21 protein-coding genes and 2 riboswitches are annotated in these 24,573 nt (G+C 66.2%); of the genes, 5 read left to right on the top strand and 16 right to left on the bottom strand.

All coding sequences use genetic code 11. The features are described from left to right. Window positions 1-91: 91 nt before the first annotated feature. Window positions 92-1,492 (top strand): MFS transporter, encoded by a 1,401-nt coding sequence (locus JOF47_RS01695; protein WP_209995547.1) that lies wholly within the window; start codon window positions 92-94, stop codon window positions 1,490-1,492. Window positions 1,493-1,634: 142 nt separating this feature from the next. Here the strand turns inward: JOF47_RS01695 and JOF47_RS01690 are convergent, their stop codons facing one another. The 9 genes from JOF47_RS01690 to glyA form a co-directional block, all read right to left on the bottom strand. After that, on the bottom strand, window positions 1,635-2,753 hold the full coding sequence (locus tag JOF47_RS01690) for an ABC transporter ATP-binding protein (protein WP_209995546.1): 1,119 nt from the start codon (window positions 2,751-2,753) through the stop codon (window positions 1,635-1,637). Further along, window positions 2,750-4,342 (bottom strand): ABC transporter permease, encoded by a 1,593-nt coding sequence (locus tag JOF47_RS01685; RefSeq protein ID WP_209995545.1) that lies wholly within the window; start codon window positions 4,340-4,342, stop codon window positions 2,750-2,752. Before JOF47_RS01685 ends, JOF47_RS01690 begins: the two co-directional genes overlap by 4 nt. Window positions 4,343-4,347: 5 nt before the next feature. After that, the gene (locus JOF47_RS01680; protein ID WP_209995544.1) at window positions 4,348-5,394 is read right to left on the bottom strand and encodes an iron ABC transporter substrate-binding protein; all 1,047 of its coding nucleotides are present in this window, start codon (window positions 5,392-5,394) and stop codon (window positions 4,348-4,350) included. Between the two features lie 450 nt (window positions 5,395-5,844). After that, entirely contained in the window at window positions 5,845-6,948 is a 1,104-nt protein-coding gene (locus JOF47_RS01675) for a fatty acid desaturase family protein (RefSeq protein ID WP_209995543.1), read from the bottom strand. 344 nt (window positions 6,949-7,292) lie between these two features. Continuing rightward, complete coding sequence (locus JOF47_RS01670; protein ID WP_245356209.1) at window positions 7,293-7,568, bottom strand: SHOCT domain-containing protein; 276 nt, start codon at window positions 7,566-7,568, stop codon at window positions 7,293-7,295. A gap of 149 nt (window positions 7,569-7,717) precedes the next feature. Beyond that, entirely contained in the window at window positions 7,718-8,416 is a 699-nt protein-coding gene (locus JOF47_RS01665) for a response regulator (RefSeq protein ID WP_209995542.1), read from the bottom strand. Next, a complete protein-coding gene (locus JOF47_RS01660) occupies window positions 8,413-9,567 on the bottom strand; it encodes a sensor histidine kinase (RefSeq protein ID WP_209995540.1) in 1,155 nt (384 codons plus the stop codon). The genes JOF47_RS01665 and JOF47_RS01660 overlap by 4 nt, the downstream gene beginning before the upstream one ends. A gap of 225 nt (window positions 9,568-9,792) precedes the next feature. Beyond that, complete coding sequence (locus JOF47_RS01655) at window positions 9,793-10,674, bottom strand: bifunctional methylenetetrahydrofolate dehydrogenase/methenyltetrahydrofolate cyclohydrolase (protein ID WP_209995538.1); 882 nt, start codon at window positions 10,672-10,674, stop codon at window positions 9,793-9,795. A gap of 130 nt (window positions 10,675-10,804) precedes the next feature. Further along, complete coding sequence (gene glyA, locus JOF47_RS01650) at window positions 10,805-12,097, bottom strand: serine hydroxymethyltransferase (protein ID WP_209995537.1); 1,293 nt, start codon at window positions 12,095-12,097, stop codon at window positions 10,805-10,807. 60 nt (window positions 12,098-12,157) lie between these two features. Continuing rightward, a riboswitch (ZMP/ZTP riboswitch) is annotated at window positions 12,158-12,245 on the bottom strand. 42 nt (window positions 12,246-12,287) lie between these two features. Between glyA and JOF47_RS01645 the strand changes: the two genes are divergently transcribed. Both JOF47_RS01645 and purU read left to right on the top strand, forming a co-directional pair. Continuing rightward, the gene (locus JOF47_RS01645; RefSeq protein WP_377738408.1) at window positions 12,288-13,430 is read left to right on the top strand and encodes a flavin-containing monooxygenase; all 1,143 of its coding nucleotides are present in this window, start codon (window positions 12,288-12,290) and stop codon (window positions 13,428-13,430) included. Between the two features lie 71 nt (window positions 13,431-13,501). Further along, window positions 13,502-14,350 (top strand): formyltetrahydrofolate deformylase, encoded by an 849-nt coding sequence (gene purU, locus JOF47_RS01640; RefSeq protein ID WP_209995535.1) that lies wholly within the window; start codon window positions 13,502-13,504, stop codon window positions 14,348-14,350. 72 nt (window positions 14,351-14,422) lie between these two features. Here purU and JOF47_RS01635 read toward each other — a convergent pair whose 3' ends face one another. Next, window positions 14,423-14,875, bottom strand: coding sequence for an OsmC family protein (locus tag JOF47_RS01635; protein WP_209995534.1), 453 nt, complete (start codon window positions 14,873-14,875; stop codon window positions 14,423-14,425). A 141-nt stretch (window positions 14,876-15,016) separates the two neighbouring features. Beyond that, window positions 15,017-15,613, bottom strand: a complete 597-nt coding sequence (locus tag JOF47_RS01630) for a hypothetical protein (RefSeq protein ID WP_209995531.1) — start codon at window positions 15,611-15,613, stop codon at window positions 15,017-15,019. A gap of 257 nt (window positions 15,614-15,870) precedes the next feature. Here JOF47_RS01630 and JOF47_RS01625 point away from each other — a divergent pair, with 257 nt between their 5' ends. Next, window positions 15,871-16,395, top strand: a complete 525-nt coding sequence (locus JOF47_RS01625) for a gamma carbonic anhydrase family protein (RefSeq protein ID WP_209995529.1) — start codon at window positions 15,871-15,873, stop codon at window positions 16,393-16,395. A gap of 24 nt (window positions 16,396-16,419) precedes the next feature. Beyond that, window positions 16,420-17,481 carry a Gfo/Idh/MocA family protein gene (locus JOF47_RS01620; protein ID WP_209995528.1) on the top strand — a complete coding sequence of 354 codons (1,062 nt, stop codon included), beginning with the start codon at window positions 16,420-16,422 and terminating at the stop codon, window positions 17,479-17,481. A gap of 91 nt (window positions 17,482-17,572) precedes the next feature. Here JOF47_RS01620 and JOF47_RS01615 read toward each other — a convergent pair whose 3' ends face one another. The 5 genes from JOF47_RS01615 to JOF47_RS01595 all read right to left on the bottom strand — a co-directional run bounded on the left by JOF47_RS01615 (window position 17,573) and on the right by JOF47_RS01595 (window position 24,160). After that, on the bottom strand, window positions 17,573-17,899 hold the full coding sequence (locus JOF47_RS01615; RefSeq protein WP_209995527.1) for a hypothetical protein: 327 nt from the start codon (window positions 17,897-17,899) through the stop codon (window positions 17,573-17,575). A gap of 161 nt (window positions 17,900-18,060) precedes the next feature. Continuing rightward, window positions 18,061-19,287: a cystathionine gamma-synthase gene (locus JOF47_RS01610; RefSeq protein WP_209995526.1), complete on the bottom strand. Its 1,227-nt coding sequence runs from the start codon at window positions 19,285-19,287 to the stop codon at window positions 18,061-18,063. A 12-nt stretch (window positions 19,288-19,299) separates the two neighbouring features. After that, complete coding sequence (locus JOF47_RS01605) at window positions 19,300-20,622, bottom strand: O-acetylhomoserine aminocarboxypropyltransferase/cysteine synthase family protein (protein ID WP_209995525.1); 1,323 nt, start codon at window positions 20,620-20,622, stop codon at window positions 19,300-19,302. Between the two features lie 177 nt (window positions 20,623-20,799). Continuing rightward, entirely contained in the window at window positions 20,800-23,169 is a 2,370-nt protein-coding gene (gene metE / locus JOF47_RS01600) for a 5-methyltetrahydropteroyltriglutamate--homocysteine S-methyltransferase (RefSeq protein WP_209995524.1), read from the bottom strand. 64 nt (window positions 23,170-23,233) lie between these two features. Beyond that, entirely contained in the window at window positions 23,234-24,160 is a 927-nt protein-coding gene (locus tag JOF47_RS01595) for a methylenetetrahydrofolate reductase (RefSeq protein WP_209995523.1), read from the bottom strand. Window positions 24,161-24,262: 102 nt separating this feature from the next. Continuing rightward, window positions 24,263-24,380: riboswitch (SAM riboswitch) on the bottom strand. Window positions 24,381-24,573: the final 193 nt, after the last annotated feature.

Raw genomic sequence — 24,573 nt, 5'->3', positions numbered from 1 at the left:
ATTGTCGCGGATCACATCCCCGGAATCCGACACTGCACAGAGCCGCATTCTCCCGCCATGAACAGCCCGCTCACCGAGGAGCACCCGCACCATGAGTTCCACACGCACCCAAACGCCGGCCCAGCGCGCCAATTCGCGCCGCGTCGCCTTTGCCACCATCATCGGCACCACCATCGAGTGGTACGACTTCTTCATCTACGCCACGGCCGCAGGCCTGATCTTCGCCGAGCTCTTCTTCAAGCCGGCCGGCGCCCAGATCGGCCTCTTGCTCTCCTTCGCCTCCGTTGGCATCTCGTTCCTCTTCCGCCCGCTCGGCGCCTTCCTGGCCGGGCACTACGGCGACAAGATCGGCCGCCGCGCCATGCTGGTGATCACCCTGATCATGATGGGCGCCGCAACCACCCTCATCGGCGTGCTGCCGACGTATGAAACCGCGGGCGTCGCGGCCCCGATCATGCTGCTGAGCCTGCGCATCCTGCAGGGCATTTCCGCGGGTGGCGAATGGGGCGGCGCGGTGTTGATGGCCGTCGAGCACGCACCCAAGGACGGCCGCGGCCGCGCCGGCGCGTTCCCGCAGCTGGGTGTCCCGTTGGGCATGCTGCTGGCTTCGGGCGTCACGGCACTGATGACCGGCGTCATCTCCCCCGGCGAACAGTTCCTCCAGTGGGGCTGGCGCATTCCGTTCCTGCTGAGCATCGTGCTGATCATCGTCGGCTTCCTGGTCCGCCGCGCCGTGGACGAATCCCCGATCTTCGAGGAAATCGCTGCCAAGAAGCAGCAGACCAAGGTTCCGGTCATCGAGCTCTTCCGCAAGCACTGGCTGCTTGTGATCCTGGCCGCGCTGGTCTTCGCCGGCAACAACGCGGCGGGTTACATGACCACCGGCGGCTTCCTGCAGGCCTACACCACCAACCCGAACGGCCCGATCGGGTTCGAGCGGACGGATGTTCTGGTGGCTGTCGCCTTCGCCGCGGCCATGTGGTTCCTCTTCACGCTGCTCTCGGGCTACCTCTCGGACAAGATCGGCCGCAAGCGCACCTACCAGATCGGCTTCACCTGCCAGGCGTTGGCCATCTTCCCGGTCTTCATGCTGGTGAACACGGCCTCGCTGCCGATGCTGTACCTGGCCTTCGCGATCTTCGCCATCGGACTGGGCCTCGGCTACGGCCCGCAGGCCGCGCTGTACTCGGAGCTGTTCCCGGCCTCGGTCCGCTTCTCCGGCGTCTCGATCTCCTACGCCCTCGGTGCGATCCTGGGTGGCGCCTTCGCCCCGATGATCGCCACCGCGCTGGTCCAGGCAACCGGCGGCACCAACGCCGTGGGCCTCTACCTGCTGATCATGACGCTGGTGTCGCTGACCGCCGTTTCGCTGCTGCGCGACCGCAGCGGCATCGACCTGTCGATCAACAACCAGGCCGAGCAGGAAGTAGGTGCGACCATCTTTGACAAGCGCACCGCTCCGGCGGAACCCGTTGCAACCGCCTCGCGCTAAGGGCGATTCGGCCGATCCGGCCATGCACTGAACGCCAGGGGCGTGGTTGGTGTAGTTCCCTCCCAAGGAACACACCAACCACGCCCTTCGTCTTGCCCAAGGCTTCCCGAACCCCGGCGTGGCAGGCCGGCCCAGGCCTGCGTCAGTCGGCTCCGGCCGGGAAGGCAACGCCTTCGCCAATGACGCTCAGGTTCAATTCCATGCCGGGGCGCGCCATCGCCGCGTTCCAGTGCCGGATCGTGATGACCTCGCCGCCGCCGGTGGGCCCGCCCATCGGGGAAAGCTTGATGCGGACCGTGGTTTCCGGACCGAAGAACACGGTGTCCACCACGGTGCCCCTGATGGGTCCGTCTGCGGTGATGCGGATCTGCTCGGGGCGCAGCATCAGCCGCACCTTCCCCTGGGTGGTGGCGTGGCGCACCGGGATCCAGCCCAGCGAACACGTGGCCAGCGACCCCTGCAACAGGGCGTCCAGGATCACCGCATCGCCAAGGAACTCCGCGGTGTCGCGGTCCGCGGGCCTGGTGTACACGGAGAACGGGCTGCCCGTCTGTGCCAGCGTCCCGCCGCGCATGACGGCCACCTGGTCGGCGAAGGAGAGCGCCTCGCCCTGGTCGTGGGTCACCAGGATGGTGGTGACAGCGGCCTCATGCAACACGTCGGCCACGGCCTTGCGGGTGGCAACCCGCAATCCCGCGTCCAGCGCGGAGAACGGTTCATCGAGCAGCATCAATTTCGGCTTGCGGGCCAAGGCACGGGCCAAGGCCACGCGTTGCTGCTGGCCCCCGGAGATCTCGTGCGGGCGGCGGGCGCCCATGGACGCCTCGAGCGAGACCATGTCCAGCAGCTCGGCAACTCGCTTGGCCGTGGCGACCCGGCCCCTGGTGCCCCACTCGCGGTCCAGGCCGAAGGCGATGTTCTGTGCCACGCTCAGGTGCGGGAAGAGCGCCCCGTCCTGGGCCACATATCCGATCTCGCGCTTGTGCGCCGGAACCCAGGCGGCCCCGGCCACCGCCTGTCCGTTGAGTTCAACGGATCCGCTGTCCGGGTTTTCGAATCCGGCAATCAGCCGCAGCAGCGTGGTCTTCCCGGACCCCGACGGGCCCACGATCGCGGTGGTGCCGCATTCGGCGATCGCAAGATTGACTCCGTTGAGCACTTTCTTGCTGCCAAAGCTCTTGACGAGGTTGGTGGTGCGCAGAAAAGTAACGGCAGGCACCAGCCCGGAGAGCTTGTGCGGTCTTGGCAATGCTTCGGTCATTGTCCGGCAGCTTTCTTCGATTGCTGGAATAGCAGGTAGGTCATGGGTGCGGAGATCAGGATCATCAGCAGCGCGTAGGGAGCCGCGCCCGAGTAGTCGATCTCGCTGCTCTTGGCCCAGAACGCCGTGGCCAGGGTGCGGGTTCCGTTCGGCGCCAGCAACAGGGTGGCCGTCAGTTCGTTCACGATCGCCAGGAACACCAGCGCGGCCCCGCCCGCGGCCGCCGGCGCCGTCAGCCGAAGCGTGACCCGGAAGAACGCCACCGAGGGTGAGCGTCCCAGGGAGCGGGCCGCCTCCTCAAGCTCGCGCGGCGCCTGCGCCAATCCGGAGCGCAGGTTGACCAGGGCCCGGGGCAGGAACAGCAAGACGTAGGCGGCCAGCAGGACATAGGCGCTTTGGTAAATGCCCGGCACCAGCCTGATGCTCACCGTGACGAAGGCCAGCCCGACCACGATGCCGGGCATCGAGCTAGTCACGTAGTTCGAGAGTTCCAGGAGCTTGCTGAACCAGCTGGGATGACGCACGGCGAGGAAGGCCATGGGGAAGGCCACCACGCAGGTCAGCAGCGCGCCGGCCAGGCCGTAGCCCATGGTCTGGGCCAGGGCGGGGAGCAACCTTTCAGGCTCCCAGACCCCCGCACCCCCGGCGACGAGCCAGCGAACCACTGAGTAGAGCGGCACCCCCACCGAGAGCACAAAGAGCGCCAGCAGTGCCAGTTGGGCGGGCAGTTCGTAGCGTCCCAGCTTAAACCGGATGGCCAGCCCCTGGGCCCCGAAGCCAACCCGCGCGTAGCGGGCGTTGCCACGCACTTTGGCCTCGCCCAGCAGCAACAGCATGCACAACAGGACCAGCACGCTTGCGAGCATGTTTCCGGCCGCGCCATTGAACGTGGACTGGAACTGAACCATGATCGCCGTGGTGAAGGTATCGAAACGGATCATGGCAAAGGCCCCGTATTCGGAGAGCAAATGCAGTGCCACCAGCAAGGAACCGCCGGCCATGGCGATGCGCAACTGCGGCAGCACCACACGGAAGAACACCGCCCAAGGCCCCAGACCCAGGGACGCGGCCGATTGTTCGATGGCAGGATCGAGCCTTCCAAGTGTTGCCGCCACCGGGATGTACACCAGCGGGAAGTATGAAAGCGTTGCAATGAGCACGCCCGCACCCAGCCCGGCCAGCGAAGGGATCGTCGAGGCCCAGGCATAGCTGTTCACGAACGCGGGGATGGCCAACGGGGCGGCCAGGGCCAGCGCCCACCACCGGTAACCGCGCAGGTTGGTGCGTTCCACCAGCCAGGCTCCTCCCACGCCCAGGACCAGGCACAGCGGCACCGTGACCACCACCAGCATGATGGTGTTGAGCAGGAGTTCGCCCACCCTCGGCCGGATGACGAGTTCAACCACGGTGGACCATTCGGTGGTTGCCGTCATGTAAATGACATAGCCCAGCGGGATGAGCGAAAACAGGGAGATGAGTATCGCCAAAAGGGAAAGGCCCGAAACGCCCAATGGCGGGCGGGGGCTTTTGCCCCCTCCCGCCACGTTCGGTTCCCGTTGGATGTCGGGAACCGTTTGAGTCTTGCTCATATGAGTTACAGCAATCCTGCGTTGGTCATCAGCTCGGTGACCTTAGCCGAGTTCAGCTTCGCCGGGTCAACGGTCGGAGCCTGCAGGTCCTTCAGCGGAACGAGCTTGTCGTTGGAAGCGACGCCCGAACCGACGGCGTATTCAAACGAGGTGCCGTTCTTCAAGATTTCCTGGCCGGCCTTGCCGGTGATGAAGGTCAGGAACTTCTGTGCGGCTTCCGCGTTCTTTGAGGAGGCGAGCACGCCGCCGCCGGATACGGAAACGAATGCTCCCGGGTCCTGGTTCTTGAAGTAGTACGGCTGGACGTTCTTGGAGTTCTCGCCGGTCGCGGCCTGGTCACCGTAGTAGTAGTAGTGGTAGATCAATGCCGCGTCGACTTCGCCGGCATTGACGGCCTTCATCGCGGTGGAGTTGCCCTTGTAGGCGGTGAAGTTTTCCTTCATGCCTGCCAGCCATTCGGTGGTGACTTCCTCGCCCTTAAGCTCGAGCAGGGCGGCGACGATGGCCTGGAAGTCGGCGCCGGTCGGCGAGGCAGCCCACTTACCCTTCCATTCCGGCTCGGCCAGATCCAGCATGGACTTGGGAAGCTGGTCCGCCGTGATCTTGGCCGGGTCGTAGACGAACACGGTCGAGCGTGCGGCAATGCCGGTCCACTTGTTGGTCGACGGGCGGAACTCGGCGGGCACTTGGTCGATGGTGGCCTCGTCGACATCGGCAAACAGTCCGGCATTCTCAACCTGCGCCATTGCGGGAGAATTTTCGGTCAGGAATACGTCGGCCGGTGAGGCCTTGCCTTCCTGGATGATCTGGTTGGACATCTCAGTGTCGGAGCCGTTGCGCACCGTGACCTTGATTCCGGTTTCCTTGGTGAACGCATCGACCCATTCCTGGGCGAGGCTCTCATGCTGGGCGTTGTAAACGGTAATCTCGCCCGCTCCGGATGCCGCTGGGGTCGAGGCTGGGGCTGGAGCACCGCTGGAGCATGCAGTCAGGCCCATCGCTGCGGTGGCCGCCAGTGCGATGCCGGCCAGCATGTTTTTGCGAATCTTCATGGAGGAAAACCTTCCGAGGTGAGGAAAATCGAGGCGCCAGTCACAAGCCAATCGACCTGAACCCGCTCGATTAGCTTAGGTACGTCTAACCTAAATATCCATCCGAGTGGCCCAAAAACGTAAATCTTTCGCTCATTAGGTCATGTTCCAGTAACCAAAATGCGAAAACAGGACATTGAACCGCATCCGCGCAATGATTTCGCCTTTAAATCGCGTCTAGTCAGAACCACCTTCTTGCACATCCCGCGGGCCCGAAACCCCTTACCTTTTAGTAAGTTCAGCCTTGCGTGTCTCTCATCACAATCGTCTCGAGTTGTCCCGATTCCCGGCCCCGCCGTGAAACCCGGTTAAGCACATTGCCTCCGGAGCCACGGAAGTGGCGCCGGAGGCAACTGAAAGGATTCGAAAGGCCGCAGCTGTTCAATGCACGGCCCCGAGGGACTGCAAACCTTAGTGGGGGCGGTACTCGCTGACCATCGGGCAGTCGAACGGATCCCGTGCGGAGAGCCCGACCTTGTTCAGGTAGGTGATGACCTGGGCATAGGACTGGGTGACCGAGGTGACCGTGTATGGCACCTTGAGCTCGTGGCAGTAGTCGCGCACGATCTTGGAGACACCGGCAAGGTTGGCTCGCGGCATCGACGGGAAGAGGTGGTGCTCGACCTGGTAGTTCAGGCCGCCGAAGACATGCGACAGGATCCGGTTTCCGAAGGCGCTGCGGGCCATGACATTGCGGCTGGTGAGCACCTGGCGGGAGAAGAAGTCGATGCGGGATTCCTTGGGAATCATCGGCATGCCCTTGTGGTTCGGGGCAAAAGAGGCACCCATGTAAACACCAAAGACCGCCAGCTGGACACCGAGGAAAGCGGCGGCAATGCCGGCCGGCAGGAAGATGAAGAGGACCGCCACGTAAACACTGAGGCGGATCGCGATCGAGGTGATTTCCTTGCCGCGACCCTTCACCTTGTCACCCGTGAACAGGTACGCCATCGAGCGGAAATGCAGGTTGATGCCTTCAAGCGTGAGCAGCGGGAAGAACAGGTAGCCCTGTCGCTCGGTGATCCACTTAAGGAATCCCTTTTGCCTCTGGGCGTCCTCGGTCTGGAACGAGATCGTGTCCCACTCGATGTCCGGGTCCTTGCCGATGGTGTTCGGCATGGCATGGTGCTTGCTGTGCTTGTTCATCCACCACTGGTAGCTGATGCCGACCACGATGTTGGCCAGGAAACGGCCAATCCTGTCGTTCGCGGGACCCGAGGTCAGGATCTGGCGGTGCGAGGCTTCGTGGGTCAGGAACGCAAACTGCGTCAGCAAGATGCCGACCGCCGCGGCGATAAGCAACTGGAACCAGCTATCCCCCAAAAGGACGAAGCCCGTAACCGCGCCACCGAACAGGAGCGCCAAAACAATGGTCGTTCCCAGGTAATGTCCCTTGCGACGACCCAACAGTCCCGCATCGCGCACACGAATTTTCAGGTGACGGTAGTTGTTGGATCCAGCGTTTCCACGCGTGCTGCGTTGCTCTGGAACCGAAGGGGAAAGTGTGGAACTCATACTGCTCAAGGGTCACTCCCGGGAGCGAGGAGGGCGACAATTCAGTCGAAAGAACTGAAAGTCTCGGTTCCTATAACTCTGAGCATACGGGCATCGCATGTGTAGCACCTGATCGTTGCACAATGACACTAGTTTCCCGAATTCTGCTTTCGGCATGGGTCCCGCACGGTTCCGCAATAAAACGAACTTCCACCACGGGTTTTCGGGATTTTTTCCGGCCGGTCATCGGCTCGACATATACCTCTAGCTGCATACGTGTGCCGGAATCTTGTTTTTCGGAGCGTGTGGTTTCCGGGTTGCAGCAAGCCAGAAAACAACCCGGAACCCACCCCCAATCAGGCCTGCTACTTGTTGCCCGAACGCAGCACCTCCAGCCGCTGCCGGTATTCGGTTTCATCGATTTCACCGCGGGCATAGCGCTCGCGAAGCACCCCTTCGGCGCTCATGGGGTCGCCCTGGAGCCGGTGGCGCCAGTACATGCGGCGGCTGAAGAAGATGAAGAATCCGATGAGCAGGATCCAGAAGATCGGGATCAGGATGAACCACCCGGGGCCGTAGCCCGGTCCCCACATATGGGATGGAACGGTTGCAGCCAGGGTAGGCAACATGGCTGTTGTCATGGCGTCTCACTCCTCAGAGAGATTGGTCGGAACAGAGGCTTGAACCTCCTAAACCAACTCTGCGTGTTGCCGTCCGATGGGCCATCTGCCGCAGGGAGACACTTCAGTGGGCGGACATACTTCCCGTGGCGCAGGAGCCCCTGCGCCCGTCAGCTGCGCTCGGGTTTCCGCGTCGCCGCGAGGGCGGATCCCGGGGTGATCAGCCCGCTTTCGTAGGCAACCACCACCAGCGCCGCTCGGTCGCGGACACCCATTTTTCCGATCACGCGGGAGACATGCGTCTTGGCCGTCAGCGGGGTGATGACGAGCCGCTCGGCGATTTCCGCGTTGCTCATCCCGCTGCCCACCAGGACCAGGACCTCGCGCTCGCGTTCGGTCAGCACATCGAGTGCCCCGTGGCTTCCTGGAACCACCGGCGCGCGCGTGGCAGCCACCTGGGCCAGGAGTTTCCTGGTGACCGAGGGCGACAGCAAGGAATCGCCCGACGCCACGGTGCGCACGGCGTGGATCAACTCCTCCGGCTCGGTGTCCTTGACCAGGAACCCCGAGGCCCCTGCCCGGATGGAAGCCAGGATGTAGTCATCGAGCTCAAAGGTCGTGAGCATGATGATGCGCGTGTGCTTGAGGTTTTCATCGTCCGAGATGGCCTCGGACGCGGTGATTCCGTCCCCTTGCGGCATGCGGATGTCCATGAGCACGATGTCGGGTTTCAAGGCCCGCGCCTGGGCAACGGCCTGGATGCCGTTCGAGGCCTGCCCCAGCACGCGCATGTCGTCCTCGGCGTCCAGGAGCGCGGAGAATCCGGCCCTGATGAGGGATTGGTCATCGACGATGAGAATGCCGATCATTGGTTTCCCCGTTCCTTGGTTTCAAGTTCGTGCGGTGGTGCAGGAATCCACACATTGATTTTGGTTCCGGGCGTCCCCGACGGCCCGGTCGGGGCATGCGGAGTCGTGATCTCCAGGGTGCCGCCCCGGGAAGCGACCCTCTCGCGCATGCCGCCGAGGCCGTTGCCCTCGTCGCTTGCGCCGAAACCTATCCCGTCGTCCTGGACGGTGACGCGCGCTTCGTGCTCGGTGAGGTCGACAAGCACAGTCACCCGGCGGGCCTTGGCATGGCGCACCGCATTCGTCAGGGACTCCTGGACCACCCGGTAGATGGTGTTCTCGACGCGCTCGTCGACCCAGCCGGGCGGCGGAAGTCGGGGTGGATGGAAGCTGATGTCCAGATTCGCGCCACGCACCCGCTGAACCAGCTCGGCGAGCTGTTCAAGGCGCTGGCTGGGCACGCGCGGGGCATCCTGCCGCAGCACCGCCAGCACCTCGCGCACCTCGTCGAGCGCTTCCTTGGATCCTGCCTTGATGTTTTCCATGGCATCCTGGAGCGCCCGGGTGTCGTCGTCCTTGCGGGACAGGTGCAGGGCAACCGAGGCCTGGACGTTGATCATCGACAGTGAATGGGCCACCACATCGTGGATGTCGCGGGCCAGGACCAACCGTTCCTCGTCGCGAAGGTGCTTGGCGCGTTCGGCGGCGGCCCTGCGGAATTCAATGCGGCGGTCCTTGGCCGTGCGTGCAAGCTCGCCGATCAACAGGATGACAAACAACCAGACGAGCACGAATGAGGCCCGGGTCAAAAGTTCCTGCCGGGTCGCCAGCACGAAGAAAAGCAACCCGACCGCGGCACCAGTTCCCCACGCCCACCAGCGTTTTCCCGCGGCGACCGCCAGGACCAAACCCACCGCCAAGGAAAACGGGAACGGCCCCCAGGGGAAACCGGCAAACGCATACAGCGCAGTGACGCCCCCGATGCCCGCCACCATGGGGCCGGGGGCCCTGCGGCGCAACAGCAGCAGGGCGGGGCCGGCCAGCAACAGGGCGACGGCTTGCCATGTCAGAGCGGTCCCGAAGCGGTGTGAAGCAAAGAACGTGCCAACCACCTGCACCGTTGCCACGAATACACTCAGGACAGCGAGTGGCGGGTGGCGGCGGTTGGTCATGCTTCGAGAATACGCCCGAGTGCCCCTGCCCATCATCGGGCACTGGTTGTAGTCCCGCCTACTCCACCCGGAGTACTCGGCGGCACACCCCGCGACCCGTTAGCGCCAGGTGCGGCAGGTTGGCGGAGACAAAAGCTCCGGAAAACGCAACGGGCGGCCACGGCTTCCGGGAGCCCTTGGGCAAGGATTCCCGGAGCGTGGCCGCCCGCGGGCGTGAAACGGGGGCTACAGGCCTGCTGCCCGTTCGGCGGACTCGACAACGTTGGCCAGCAGCATGGCGCGGGTCATCGGGCCGACGCCGCCGGGGTTCGGGGATATCCACGAGGCGACCTCGTAGGCCGCGGGCTCCACGTCGCCGGTGACAACGGCCTTGCCGTTTTCGTCGTTGACGCGCGAGACCCCGACGTCGAGCACGATGGCTCCGGGCTTCAGGTCCTTGGCCTTGATCATGTGCGCGGAACCGGCGGCGGCGATGACCACGTCGGCGGTCGCCAGCTCGGCAGCCAGGTCCTTGGTGCCGGTGTGGGCCAGGACGACGGTGGCGTTGATGTCGCGGCGGGTGAGCAGCAGGCCGATCGGGCGGCCGATGGTCACGCCGCGGCCCACGACGAGCACGCGCTTGCCGTTCAGGTCGATGCCGTGGCGTTCCAGGAGCACCACGCAGCCCTTGGGGGTGCAGGGCAACGGGGAGGTCATCGGGCGGTTCACGTTGGCGACCAGGCGGCCCAGGTTCATCGGGTGCAGGCCGTCGGCGTCCTTGGCCGGGTCCATGGCCTCGAGGATGACGTCCTGGTCGATGTGCTTGGGCAGCGGCAGCTGGACGATGTAGCCGGTGCATTCCGGGTTCTCGTTCAGTTCGCGGACCTTGGCCAGCAGGTCTTCCTGCGTGGTGTCCTCCGGCAGGTCGACGCGGATCGACTGGATGCCGACCTCGGCGCAGTCCTTGTGCTTGCCCCCGACGTACCAGGTGGATCCGGGGTCGGATCCGACAAGGATGGTGCCAAGGCCGGGGGTGATGCCCTTGGTCTTCAGCACCGCGACGCGTTCGGTGAGTTCGGCTTTGATGGCCGCGGCGGTGGCCTTGCCGTCGAGAATCTGTGCGGTCATAAGGAGATGCTCCGTTTCAAAAAATGTTGCGTGTACATGGGACGCGGCGGCGGCCCGGATCGCGGGCCGATCACCGCATCCCATGCACCTTGATGCGGTCAATGCCCCGTGGGGGGCATCTGTCTTGGGGTTAGGCGTGCCACTCTTCGAGGCCCGGGTACAGCGGGAAGGCAGCGGCCAACGCGTCGACGCGTGCCGCGAGGGCAGCCTTGTCTGCGTTCTGGCCGTCGCGCAGGGCGATGCCGATGATGTCGGCGACCTCGGTGAAGGCCGCGGCGTCGAAGCCGCGGGTTGCCAGCGCCGGGGTGCCGATGCGCAAGCCGGAGGTGACCATCGGCGGGCGCGGATCGAACGGCACGGAGTTTCGGTTCACGGTGATGCCGATTTCATGCAGCAGGTCTTCGGCCTGCTTGCCGTCGAGTTCCGAGTTGCGCAGGTCGACCAGGACCAGGTGCACGTCGGTGCCGCCGGTCAGCACGGAGACACCCGCCGCCGTGACGTCCTCGGCGGTGAGGCGCTCGGCCAGCAGCTTGGCGCCTTCCAGGGTGCGGGTCTGGCGCTGCGCAAATTCCTCGCCGGCGGCGATCTTGAAGGCGACGGCCTTGCCGGCGATGGCGTGCATCAGCGGTCCGCCCTGGTGGCCGGGGAAGACGTTGGAGTTGATCTTCTTGGCCAGGTCGGCGTCGTTGGTCAGGATCAGTCCCGAGCGCGGGCCGGCTAGGGTCTTGTGCACGGTGGAGGTGACGACGTCGGCGTACGGCACCGGGTTCGGGTGCAGGCCTGCTGCGACCAGCCCGGCGAAGTGGGCCATGTCGACCCAGAGCAGCGCGCCGACCTCGTCGGCGATGGCGCGGAACGCCGCGAAGTCCAGCTGGCGCGGGTAGGCGGACCAGCCGGCGATGATGACCTGCGGCTTCTCGGCGATGGCCTGGGCGCGCAGCTTGTCCATGTCCACGCGGAAGGTGTCCGGCTCGACCTCGTAGGCGGCAACGGCGTAGAGCTTGCCGGAGAAGTTCAGCTTCATGCCGTGGGTGAGGTGTCCGCCGTGGGCCAGGGACAGGCCCAGGATCTTGTCGCCCGGGTTGATCATTGCCGAAAGTGCGGCGGCGTTTGCCGAGGCGCCGGAGTGCGGCTGCACGTTGGCGAACTTGGCGCCGAAGAGGGACTTGACGCGCTCGATGGCCAGGTTCTCCGCCACGTCGACGTGCTCGCAGCCGCCGTAGTAGCGGCGGCCCGGGTAGCCCTCGGCGTACTTGTTGGTGAGCACGGAGCCCTGGGCCTCGAGCACCGCGCGGGGCGCGAAGTTCTCGGAGGCGATCATTTCCAGGGTGTCGCGCTGGCGACCCAGTTCGAGCCTCAGGACCTCGGCGATTTCCGGGTCGAGCTCGGCCAGCGATTGGTTGGTCACGGTGGTGTTGCTCATGATGAACTCCATCGGGGTGAGGGTTGGTTTCGGGCAGACTTCTACTTGCGAATTGTTCAACCCCCGGGCCCAGGCGCGCGGTCCGTGGTCAGCTCATGTGCCGCTCCCCGGTGGTTCATCCCACCTAACGCCAGTTGCGACGGTTCCAATCCTAGTCGGAATAGCGCGATGGCGGAGACTGTTACACCTCATGACAGTTGAAACTTCAACAGACATGGGCGGGAGCGCGGCAAACGTGGAGGATTCGAACTCGGGGTTCGGCACCATCATCATCGGGGCCGGGCAGGCCGGACTCTCGGCAGCCCACCATCTGCTCCGCAAGGGGTTGAAGCCCTTCGAGGACTTCGTGGTGCTCGATGCCAATGACGGCCCCGGCGGTGCCTGGCGCCACCGCTGGGACACGCTGACCTTCGACCGGGCCCACGGCCTGCACCCCCTGCCCGGCATGGCGCTGGGCACACCAGACCCGAAGGAGCCCGCCTCCGCGGTGGTCGCCCGCTACTACGGAAGCTACGAGGACCACTTCGGTATCCCCGTCGTCCGGCCCTTCAAGATCAGGCGCGTGGAGGGCTCCCTGGTGGACGGGTTCACCGTCACCGCGGTCGACGGGAGGAGCCTCTCGGCGAAAACCGTGATCAATGCCACGGGCACCTGGGACAAGCCCTACTGGCCCGCATACCCCGGGCAGCGAGAATTCACCGGCCGCCAATTGCACACCCATGACTTCGTCTCCCCCGAGGAATTCCTCGGCAAGCGCGTCTTGGTGGTCGGCGGCGGCACCAGCGCCGCCCAGTTCCTGCTGCAATTCTCCGCCCTGGGTATCGACACCCTGTGGTCCACCCGGCGGCCACCGGAATGGCGCACCGCCCCGCTGGACAAGGCCTGGGGAATCGGGGTCGAGGCCGAGGTCAACGAACGAACGCACTCGGGGCTTCCGCCGCGCAGCGTGGTCTCGGTGACCGGGCTGCCACTGACCGATTTCTACACCGCGGGCATCGAATCCGGTGTCCTGGTTTCCCGCGGCGGCATCGATTCGATCGGCGAGCGCTCGGTGCACTTCGCCGACGGCAGCGAAGAGGAGATCGATGTGATCCTGTGGGCCACGGGTTTCCGGGCCTCGCTGGACCATCTGGCGCCGCTGGGATTGCGCGAGCACGGCGGCGGAATCGTGATGGATACCGATTCGGTTTCCGTGCTCAAGGTGCCGGGCCTCTTCCTGGTCGGCTACGGCGCCTCGGCCTCCACCGTCGGGGCCACGCGCGCCGGCCGAGCCGCCGCCGCGGGTGCCGCCGGGCTGCTGAATGAACGGGAAGCCGTGGCGGTGCCCGCCTAACCCGCGCGGGGGCGCGCAACACAGGCTTCACAAGCTGCGTCAGGCCCGGACGCGCGGGTAATCTCGTCGAGGTGAGCACCAACGAATTCATTGTGTCCCTGTCCTGCCCCGACCGCCCGGGCATCGTCCATGCCGTGTCCGGTGCCCTGCTGCAGGCCGGTTGCAACATCACCGAGTCACAGCAATTCGAAAGCCCCGAAACACACAACTTCTTCATGCGCATCGCGGTGGCCACCGAGCAGCCCATTGCAAGCCTGCGCGCGGCACTGGAACCCATCGAGGCCGCGTTCTCCATGACCCTGGACATCAGTGCCGAGGGCGCGCCGCTGCGCACCCTGATCATGTGCTCCACCGAGGGCCACGCGCTGAACGACCTGCTCTTCGCCCAGCGCGCCGGAACGCTGCCGATCGAGGTCCCGGTGATCGTCTCCAACCACCTGGACCTCAAGCCCATGGCCGACTTCTACGGCATCGAGTTCGTGCACATCCCGGTCACCGCGGCCACCAAGGCCGACGCCGAAGCGCAGTTGCTGGAACTCGTGGCCAAGCACGACATCGACCTGGTGGTGCTGGCCCGCTACATGCAGATCCTCTCCGACGACCTGTGCCGCGCGCTGAACGGCAAGGCCATCAACATCCACCACTCGTTCCTGCCCTCCTTCAAGGGCGCCAAGCCGTACCACCAGGCCCACGCCCGCGGCGTGAAGCTCATCGGCGCCACCGCCCACTACGTGACGGCGGACCTGGACGAGGGTCCGATCATCGAGCAGGAGGTCATCCGCGTGGACCACGCGCGCACCGCCAACCAGTTCGTGGCCATGGGACGGAACGTCGAGGGCCGCACGCTCACCCGCGCCGTGGGCTGGCATGCCGAGCGCCGCGTGATGCTCGACGGCCACCGCACCGTGGTGTTCTCCTAGTACTACCGTCGCGCTTGCAGGGTGCGGCCCCGGGCCACCAAGGGTGCGCCGGGATTTCGACCGGCGGCCACGTCAGCCCTCGGTGTTGCCGAGCGCTACGTGGACCTCGTTCGAGACGGGTGTGCCGCGCTCCACTGTCCGTGACACCGTGCAGTACTTCTCATGCGAGAGGTCTACCAGGCGTTCCACCATGCCGGCGGCCTTGCGCCCGTCAACCGTGTCGGGAAAGGCCACGTTGAAGGACATGTGCAGCCCGTCCACGCGGCTGGCACCGTCCTCAACCACCTTGTGGCCGGTTGCCGCTACCCGGAAGGACGTGGGCTCGGCGCTGCGTGCCGTCACCGTGTCGACGTCGATCGCCGAACAGCCGGCGATCGCCGCCAACAGCAGCTCCACCGGGCTCAGCAACCCTTCGCCGTGGCCAAATTCAATTTCTGCACCCGCGTCATTGCGCACCGTGTAACGGGCCGTTGCCGTGCGGGTCAGCTCGACGGAACGCAGCGTGGGGTCTTCGTTTTCGCTCATGGGACCATCATGCCACCAGCTAACCGGAGCACTGCCAGGTGCGGCCATACCCCCGGCACCGGGCGCAACGCCACCACTGCAAAGCCCGGGGCCAAGCCCTGCAAACGCGACTGCAGTAGGCCAATTCTCCCGATATTCCGGCTAGCGTTCGGTGGCCCACTGCTCGTGCTCGTCCAGATGGTGGCGCTCGCTGGCCCCGGGCTGGGTTCCCGAATCGGCAAGCTGCTCCATGCGCCCCATGAGTTCCGCCGCAACCGTCCAAGTCTCCAGCGTGGACGGCGGGTTGACGCCGGCCGCCCGGGCAATCTTGTTGCGCCACTTGTTGGTGAACCCCAGGACCTGCTCGCCGCCGATGTTCCGGTCCCAGAGCCAGCGGGCCAGCTCCTTTGCCTTTTGCTGCCTGTTCGCCTCGGCCTTGGTGCCGTGGCGGAACGGATCGATGGCGGGTTTCACGGGCGCCGGCTCGGCGACGGGTTCGGCGACCACGGGAACGGGTTCGACGACTGCAGAGCCGCCCACCGCTTCCGCGGCCACATTGGGCCCAGACTCGGGTTCGAGCTCCGGAAGCCCGATCGCCACGATCTCGGCGCCGTTTTCGATGGTGTGCACGGCCGCCTGGATGATGCCCTCCAACTCGGCCAGGACCCGGGGCGGAATGTTCGGGGCCTGCTCCCCCAGCGTGGACCGCAGTTCCGCGACCATTTGCTCGTAAACCTCAACCTTGTGCTGCGGCCACATCGTCCCAGCTGCTCCCGTTCTTCGGCGTCAGAACGCCGACTCAATTCCTGCCCGCTCCAAGGCGCGGAGTCGATCCCCAACACTATCCGGTGGCCTAAGACCCTGGCCACCCGGCGCCCGGAAGACGTGCGGCCGGGCCACCGCCCGGGGAGCGTGCCGGGCCCTTCGGCCAGGCGTGCGCGGAGGGCGGAAAACACGTCGGGCCACGTCGTGTCGCGCTGCCGAAGCGGGCGCGGGGCACAGGCTAGAGTGGTGCCATGGCTCACATCATCACCATTGACTCCAAGACCCCCTCCGTCGACCAGACCTGCTTCGTGGCACCGACCGCGACCCTGTCCGGCGACGTCACCCTGGGGGCGCAGGCCAGTGCCTTCTACGGCGTTTCGGTACGCGGCGATTCGGCCGCGATCAAGGTCGGGACTGGAACCAACCTGCAGGACAACGTGGTGCTGCACGCCGACACGGGTGTTCCCTGCACCATCGGGGACCGCGTTTCGGTGGGCCATTCGGCCGTCGTCCACGGGGCCACCGTGGGAAACGACTGCCTGATCGGCATGAGCGCAACCATCATGAACGGGTCGGTCATCGGGGGAAACTCCTTGGTGGCGGCGGGCGCCCTGGTGCTCGAGGGAACCATTGTTCCCCCGCGTTCACTGGTTGCAGGGGTACCGGCAAAGGTCAGGCGCGAACTGACCGATGAAGAAGTCGAGGGCCTCAAGGAAAACGCTGCCCACTATTTGGTGCTGGCAGCCAAGCACCGTGACGCCAACGCGGCACGGTAGACACCCACAGGGGAGTTCAAAGCGATGGCCAGTTACATTCAGGCACCACCCACTGCACACCCCGGAGCACCCTCACCGGTGCAAGCCACGGGCCGCACCATCAACTGGGGTGTGGTTTCCACCGGCAAGATCGTCGCCCACGTGATTGCAGACCTGCAGTCCCTCGGTGATGCCAACGTCATCGCCGTGTCCTCGCGCAGCGAGGAACGCGCCCGCATCTTCGCCGAGGAACACGACATCGACTGGGCATTCGGGTCCTACCAGGCGATGTTCGACGAGCCGGAGATCGAGGCCGTCTACATCGCGACCCCGCACGGCCAGCACTTCGAGATCGCCATGGCCGCACTGAAGGCCGGCAAGCACGTGGTCTGCGAAAAGTCGCTGACCATCAACGCGCACGAGGCCCGCGCACTGGTCGCCGAGGCCCGCGAACGCGACCTCTTCCTGATGGAAGCGGTCTGGTCGCGCTTCACCCCGGTGTTCGCGCGCGCCCTGGAAATTCTCGAAACCGGCGAGCTCGGCGAGGTCTCCTGGGTCCAGGCGGACCTCGGCTTCAAGGCCGAGTACGACCCGGAATGGCGCCTCTTCAACCCTGCGGACGGCGGCGGGGCACTGCTGGACATGTCCATCTACCCGCTCACCTGGGCCATCGGCGCCATGGGGTTCCCCACGTCGGTGCAGGCAAGTGCCGACCTCAACGAGGACGGCGTGGACATCCAGAACGCCATCACGCTGGGTTACACGGGTGTGCGCCACGCGCAGCTGATGACAACCCTGACCGCCACTCCCCCGCGCGAGGCACGGGTGGCCTGCAGCAACGGCTGGCTCAGCACCAACGCACCGCTGCACAACCCCACCAAGTTGTTCATCCGCCCGGCCAAGGGGCTCAGCCGGACCGAGGTCTTTGAACCGGTGGGCAACAACTACACCTACCAGTTCCGCGAAGCCACGCGGTGCATCCAGCAGGGGCTGAACGAGTCCCCCACCATGCCGTGGGACCACTCGGTCAACACCATGGCCATCTTCGATGGCATCCGCCATCAGCTGGGGATCCGCTACCCCAACGACATGGCGCGCACCAGCTAGGGGCAAAACAACCCCTGCTGCACAAACGAAGGTGGCGCTTGCCGACGACGGTTCGTCGGCAAGCGCCACCTTCGTTGATTTTCGGACGGGGCTACGTGGCCACCAGTTCGGCTTCTCCGGCGTTGCGCAGCGCCGCACGCAAGTCCTCAAGTGGCGGCAGCCCCGCCACCCCCTCCGGCGTGGGGTAGACCCTGCAGCTGAGGGCCGGCTCGGCCCCGGAGGCGAACAGGTCCCTGCCGGAGGCGACGAACGTCGGGGAACCGTGGAATGCCAGCTCCCGGGCAACGTCCTCGCTGGCGATTTCCCGGATGCGCAGCTCCCCTGCAGCCATCCCCTCGGCCTCCAGGGCGCGAAGATACAGCTCGCTGGCCGGGTCGCTGTTCGGGCAGCCGGCAATGATGCGCAATTCGAAGTCCATGTCCCAATCGTCCACACCGGGCCACCGGAATGCAAAGTGCCGCCGGGCTGCTGCCCGGCGGCACTTTGACGTTGAATGCGTTGGCCGGCTTTCGGCCCCCTCAGACCCCATGCACGGCCAACGCAAACTTGATGGCCCGGCCGTCAGGCCGGGGATCCCTGTCAGGCCGTGGCCGCAACCAGGGAGGCGCGGCGCGCGGCGGCCAGGCCGAGTTCAAGGTCGGCAATAAGGTCCTCGACCTGCTCGACGCCGACGCTGAGCCGCACCAGGTTCTTGGGCACAGCCAGCGGGGTGCCGATGACCGAGGCGTGGGTCATTTCCGAGGAGTAGCAAACCAGCGACTCGACGCCGCCGAGGGACACCGAGAGCGCAAACAGCTTCGTCGATTCCGCGAAGGCGCGCGCGGTGGCCTCGCCGCCGGCGAATTGCAGCGAGACGATGCCGCCGAAACCGCGGGACTGGGTCTTGGCCAGCTCGTGCCCCGGGTGGGATTCGAGCCCCGGGTACAGCACCGTGGAAACCTCCTCGCGGGTGGTCAGCCATTCGGCGATGCGGGCGGCATTCGAGCAGTGGCGCTCCATGCGCAGCCCCAGGGTCTTGAGCCCGCGGGCGGCAAGGAAACAGTCCTGCGGGCCGGCCACGGCTCCCCCGGCGAACTGCTGGAACCCCACGGCCTCGGCCAGCGACTGGCCGCGGAAGATCCGCTCCGCCACGATCACGGCGCCGCCGAGCACGTCGGAGTGCCCGCCGATGTACTTGGTGGTCGAATGCACCACGACGTCCGCGCCGAGGGTGATCGGCTGCTGCAGGAACGGTGTGGCAAAGGTGTTGTCCACGACCAGCAGCGCCCCGGCATCGCGGGCGATCCGCGCCCAGCCAGCAAGGTCGGCGATGCCCAGCAGCGGGTTGGACGGGGTTTCCACCCAGAGCAGGGCGGTGACGCCGGGTTGCACCGCGCCGGCCACGGCCGCGAGGTCGGTGATGTCGACGGGCGTGTTGGTGATGCCCCACTTGCCGTGCAGCCGGTTGATGAGCCGGTTGGTGCCGCCGTAGCCGTCGGCGCCGAGCACGATGTGGTCCCCCGGCTCCAGCACCGCACGCAGCAGCGCGTCCTCGGCGGCGATGCCCGAGGCGAAGGCGAAGCCCGCGTGGCCCGCTTCCAGGGCGGTGAGCTGGGTCTCGAAGCCGCCGCGGGTCGGGTTGGAGCCGCGGGAGTATTCGTGGCCGTTGCGCAGGACGTTGATGCCGTCCTGCACAAAGGTGCTGGTCTGGTAGATCGGCGGGATGACCGCGCCGGTCAACGGATCCGGCGCCTGGCCGGCGTGGATGGCCAGGGTGTTGAAGGAGTGCGTGTTGGAGGAATGGCTGGTGCCTACTGGGTTGCTCATGGTCGTTCCTTCCTAGACGCCGACGGATTCGCGGGTCGGTGATGTGGTTTCTTGGGTCAGCGCATCAAGCGCACCGGTCAGGTCCGCGATCAGGTCCGCCGAGTCCTCCAGGCCAACCGAAACGCGCAGAGTCCCGGCGGAGATCCCGGCGGCGGCAAGCTGCGCGTCGGAAAGCCGGCAGTGGGTCATGGCGGCGGGGTGCACGATCAGCGACCGTGCGTCGCCGATGTTGGCGGCCAGGGCGAAGAGTTCGACCGAGTCGACGACCTGCGGGACGGCGGAGGCGTCGTGGAGGTCGAAGGAGAACACGCAGCCGGTGCCGGCCGGGAAGTCCCGGTGCGCCAGCTCGTGGTCCTGGTGGCCGGGCAGCGACGGGTGGTGGACCCTGGCCACGGCCGGGTGCGCATCCAGGGCCGCCACCAGGTCCAGCACGTTGGCCTGCGCCTTGGCCACACGCAGCGAGAGCGTCTCGATGCCCGTGAGGATCGCCGAGGCCGAGGCCGCGGTGAGCGTGGGGCCCAGATCGTGCAGGAACTTGGAGCGGGCCAGCATCAAGTAGGCGTTGGGGCCGTAGCGTTCCAGCAGCGAATCCCCGTAGTACCGGGCCTTGGGGGCCGCGATCTGCGGCCAGCGGGCCGGATCGGAAAAATCGAAGGTGCCCGCATCGACGATCAGTCCCCCGAGCACCGAGCCGTGGCCGGCCAGCGCCTTGGTGGCCGAATGGACAACGATGTCGGCACCGAAATCGATGGGGCGGTAGGCGGCCGGGGTGGCCAGGGTGTTGTCGACGACCACCGGGATGCCGGCCGCGCGGGCGACGTCCGTGATGGCGCGCAGGTCCACCAGGGTGACCAGCGGGTTGGACACCGATTCGAGCAGGAAGCCGCGGGTCTTCGCCGTGATGGCCGCAGCCCAGTTGGCGGGGTCCTCCGGGTCGACAAACGTGACGGTCACGCCGAAGTCGGCGAAGGTGTCGGTGAGCAGGTCGACGGTGCCGCCGTAGAGCTTGTTGGAGGCCACCAGGTGGTTCGGCCCCTGCAGCAGGGCCAGCAGGGAAACGGCGACGGCAGCCTGGCCCGTGGCGGTGGCCAGCGCCCCGATGCCGCCCTCCAGAGCCGCGGCGCGTGCCTCCAGCACGGAGACCGTGGGGTTGCCGGTGCGCGAGTAGGTGAAGCCCGCCTTTTTCAGCGAGAAGAGCTCGGCCGCGGTGGCGTAGTCGGGGAACTCGAACGCTGCGGAGTTGTAGATCGGCACGGTCATGGGTCGGTGCGGGCCCGCGGGGCTGTACCCGGAGTGGATTTCGGTGGTGGCGTTCTGCCAGGTGCTGGTGGCCATGATCGTGCCTTTCGGGGCCTGGTGCTAAGGAAAAGTTCGGGGAAGGACGTGCGGGGCTGCATCGAGTTGCGGGTCGATGCGGCCCCGCCCGTCCGTCCCCTGTGCCGCCGCGGGGCCCGGTCGAGATAGGGACTCGGGTGCGGGCCCGGCGGCGGGCTTGCGGGGACTAAAACGTGGTTAGACGTTTGCGCCGGTGTTTGCGCCAATGGTGGCGCGGGCAGCGATGGCCGCCTCCACCAGGTTGGCCAGCGAGGCCTCGGTCTCCGCGTAGCCGCGGGTCTTCAGGCCGCAGTCCGGGTTGATCCACAGCTGCTTGGCCGGCAGCGAGGCCAGGGCGATCTCGATGAGCTCGGCGACCTCTTCGGTGGACGGCACGCGCGGGGAGTGGATGTCGTAGACGCCCGGGCCGATGCCGCGGCTGTAGCCGAACTCGGTCAGGTCCGCGGTGACCTCCATGCGGGAGCGGGCGGCCTCGATCGAGGTGACGTCGGCATCCAGCGCGTCGATGGCGTCGATGATCTCCCCGAACTCCGAGTAGCACAGGTGGGTGTGGATCTGGGTGGCGTCCACGGCGCCGGCGGTTGACAGGCGGAAGGAGTCGACCGACCACTTCAGGTAGGCGGCCTGGTCGGCCTTGCGCAGCGGGAGCAGTTCGCGCAGTGCCGGCTCGTCGACCTGGATGATGCCGATGCCGGCGTCCTGCAGGTCCGCGATCTCGTCGCGCAGCGCCAGGGCCACCTGGTTTGCGGAGACGGACAGCGGCTCGTCGTCGCGGATGAAGCTCCAAGCCAGGATGGTGACCGGGCCGGTGAGCATGCCCTTGAACGGCTTGTTGGTCAGCGACGCGGCGTAGGAGATCCACGGCACGGTGAAGGCCACCGGGCGGGAGACATCCCCCCAGAGGATCGACGGGCGGGTGGCGCGCGATCCGTAGGACTGCACCCAGCCGTTGGCGGTCTCGGAGAAACCGTCGAAGTTCTCGGCGAAGTACTGGACCATGTCGTTGCGCTCGGCCTCGCCGTGCACCAGCACGTCCAGGCCCAGGCGTTCCTGCAGCTCCACCACGCGGGCGATCTCCGCCTTGAGGAAGCCCTCGTAGGCGGCGTCGTCGATGCTGCCGTTGCGGTGCGCTGCGCGGGCGGTGCGGACCTCGCCGGTCTGCGGGAAGGAGCCGATGGTGGTGGTCGGCAGCACCGGCAGGTTCAGCGCGGCTTCCTGGGCCGCCTCGCGGGTGGCGGCATCGGAGCGGGAGAAGTCGGCGTCGGTGAGTGCCGCCAGGCGTTCGCGGACCGCGGCAACGGTGGTGCCGGCGAATGCCGCCCGGTGGTTGATCGCCGATTCGGCGGCGGACAGCTCGGCGGCGATCGCGGATTCGCCCTGCGCCAGGCCCTTGGCCAGGGTGATGACCTCGGCGACCTTCTGGTTGGCGAAGGCCAGCCATGCCGGCAGGTGCGCCGGCAGGTTGTTTTCCAGGGCGACGTCGTGCGGGACGTGCTGCAGCGAGGTGGCGGTGCCCACGGCGAGGATGCCGTTGGACGTCTGGACCTCGGTGCGCAGGGACTTCAGGACGTTTAGCGAGGCGGCGAGGTTGTTGCGCCAGATGTTGCGGGAGTCGACGATGCCGGCCACCAGGGTGGAGCCGGCGAGGTCGTCGAGGAATTCGGCCTTCGGGGCCAGTCCGCGGACCAGGTCCGCGTGCACGGCCTCGACGCCGGCGCGGGCCAGCAGGCCCTGGGCGGCACCCGGGCGGGTCACGTCCCCGGCGGTTCCGTAGCCGAAGGTGACAAAGAGGGCCGGGCGTTCGGTGGCGGCGGCGAGCCTGGTATAGACGGACTCTGCCAGCGCGCCGGGAACTGCGAGCTCGGCGCCGCGGTCGGTGACAAGTGCCGGCTCATCGATCTGCACCCACGGGGCACCGGCGGCGGCAAGCTCGGTAAGGATCCGTGCGTAGGCGGCGACGACCTCGTCGATGCGGGTCAGCGGGTCGAAGCCCGCTGCGGCGCCGTCCTCGGCCTTGGCCAGCAGCAGGTAGGTGATGGGACCGACCAGCGTGGGGCGGATGGTGTTTCCGTTGGCCGCGTGGGCCTTGAAGCTTTCAACCAGCGGCTTGGCGTTGGCCGCGATCGGGGTGTTCTCACCGATCTCCGGGACCAGGTAGTGGTAGTTGGTGTCGAACCACTTGGTCATTTCCAGCGGGGCGCGGGACTCGTCGCCGCGGGCCAGCACAAACGAGGCGGCCGTGTTGATGGTGCCGTCGGCATCTGCAAGGTCCGCGAAGCGGGTGGGCAGGGAGGAAAGCGCCACGGTGGCGTCCAGGACCTGGTCGTAGTAGGCGAAGTCGCCGGGCAGCGAGGCGTCGGTGGCGCCCAGGCCCAGGGTGGTCAGCTTGGCCAGGTTGGCCTGCTGCAGCTCGCGGGCCGCGGCGTGCAGGGTGGCCTCGTCGGTGCGGTTGGCCCAGTGCGCTTCGAGGGCCTTCTTGAGCTCGCGGTTCGGTCCGATGCGCGGGTAGCCGAGGATGGATGCTGCCGGGAAGGTTGGCTTCGTCATGGTGTTTCTCCTTGGGTGTTGAAAGTGTTGTAAGTGTTGGAAAAGTGTTGAAGGTCCGGGGCGCCTAGACGGCTGCGCGGGCGGCCCAGGAGTTGCTGACTTGGGCCCGGGTGCGGGGCAGCTCGAGCCGTTCGATGACGTCGAGGGAACCGCGGTGGTCGTTGAAGGTGTAGAGGTGGACGCCCGGGGCTCCGTCGTCGAAGGCGCGCCGGGCCAGCGTGACGGCGGCGTTGACCCCGATGTAGTGGCGTTCGGCATCGCTGCTTGCCGTTTCCAGCGCATGCGCAAGGATTGGGTCCGGTTCAACCCCCGTCATCGAGGCCAGCCTGTTGAGCCGTTTGAGCGAATTCAGCGGGATGACCCCCGGAATAATCGGGATGCCAACCCCTGCGCGGCGTGCTGCGTCAACCAGGTTGGTGTATTCCTCGGGCCGGAAGTACACCTGGGTGATCGCATAATTTGCCCCCGAGCGTTCCTTGGCGAGCAAGACCTCCACGTCGTGCTCGAACGACGGGGATTCGGGGTGCTGGATCGGGTAGGCCGCCACGCCGACCCCCAGCCGCCCGCCGGCCAGCGCCGCCGAGTGCTCGGTTTCGACCTCGCGGATCAGTTCGATCAGGTAGCGGGCGAAGGGGAACTCCCCGCGCCAGCCGTCCGGATCGGTGGGCAGGTCGCCGCGAAGCGCCAGGACCCCGCGGACCCCGAGCGAGATGAAGTGGCGGATCAGGTTCTCGAGGGACTGGCGGCTCTCCCCCACACAGGTCAGGTGTGCCAGCGGGCGCAGCCTGGTGTTCTGGATGAGGTGTTCGATCAGTTCCAGCGAGGCCCGGCGGCGTGCGTGGGTCCCCGAGTAGGTGACCGACACGTAGTCGGGGTTCGTGGCCTGAAGCGCCTCGATGCTGTTGAAAACGCCCTCGGTCGCGTCGCGGTTCACCGGCGGGTACAGCTCATAGGACAGTGACGGCGGGGCCGCGGACGGTGTAATGCTCATGTGTGACTCCTCGTCTAAACGAGGGAGGCCCCAAGGTACGCCACAAAAGCCCCAGTCATCCGGAACGGAAAACTGCGGCGATGGTGAGCAGGTTTTGAAGCGGCTCCATCGCTTCTGGCCTTAGCACCCTCACCGACATGAACTCCCAGAAGGGATTTCCATCGGATGATGGTTGCTGCGGCGTCAACGAGCCAGATCTCTCAGCCGCTCTTGATGGTTGATGCATTCATCATGTTCCACGTTTCAAGGACGGTGCAAGGCGCCGGCCGGGACCCGCGTCACGCGGGGCAAAAACACTTCACATGACGAATTTTTGTCATCCTGCACTTGGCCACCGGTCAGATTGTTACGCGGGCCGGAAATCCAAAATCACCGTCAGTTCAGGGATTTTCGCTGGTTTTCAAGTCTTTCCG

It is taken from the genome of Paeniglutamicibacter kerguelensis (assembly GCF_017876535.1).
GTDB lineage: Bacteria > Actinomycetota > Actinomycetes > Actinomycetales > Micrococcaceae > Paeniglutamicibacter > Paeniglutamicibacter kerguelensis.
Note: the sequence above shows the minus strand (reverse complement) of the source record. Positions and strands in the feature narration are given on the sequence as shown.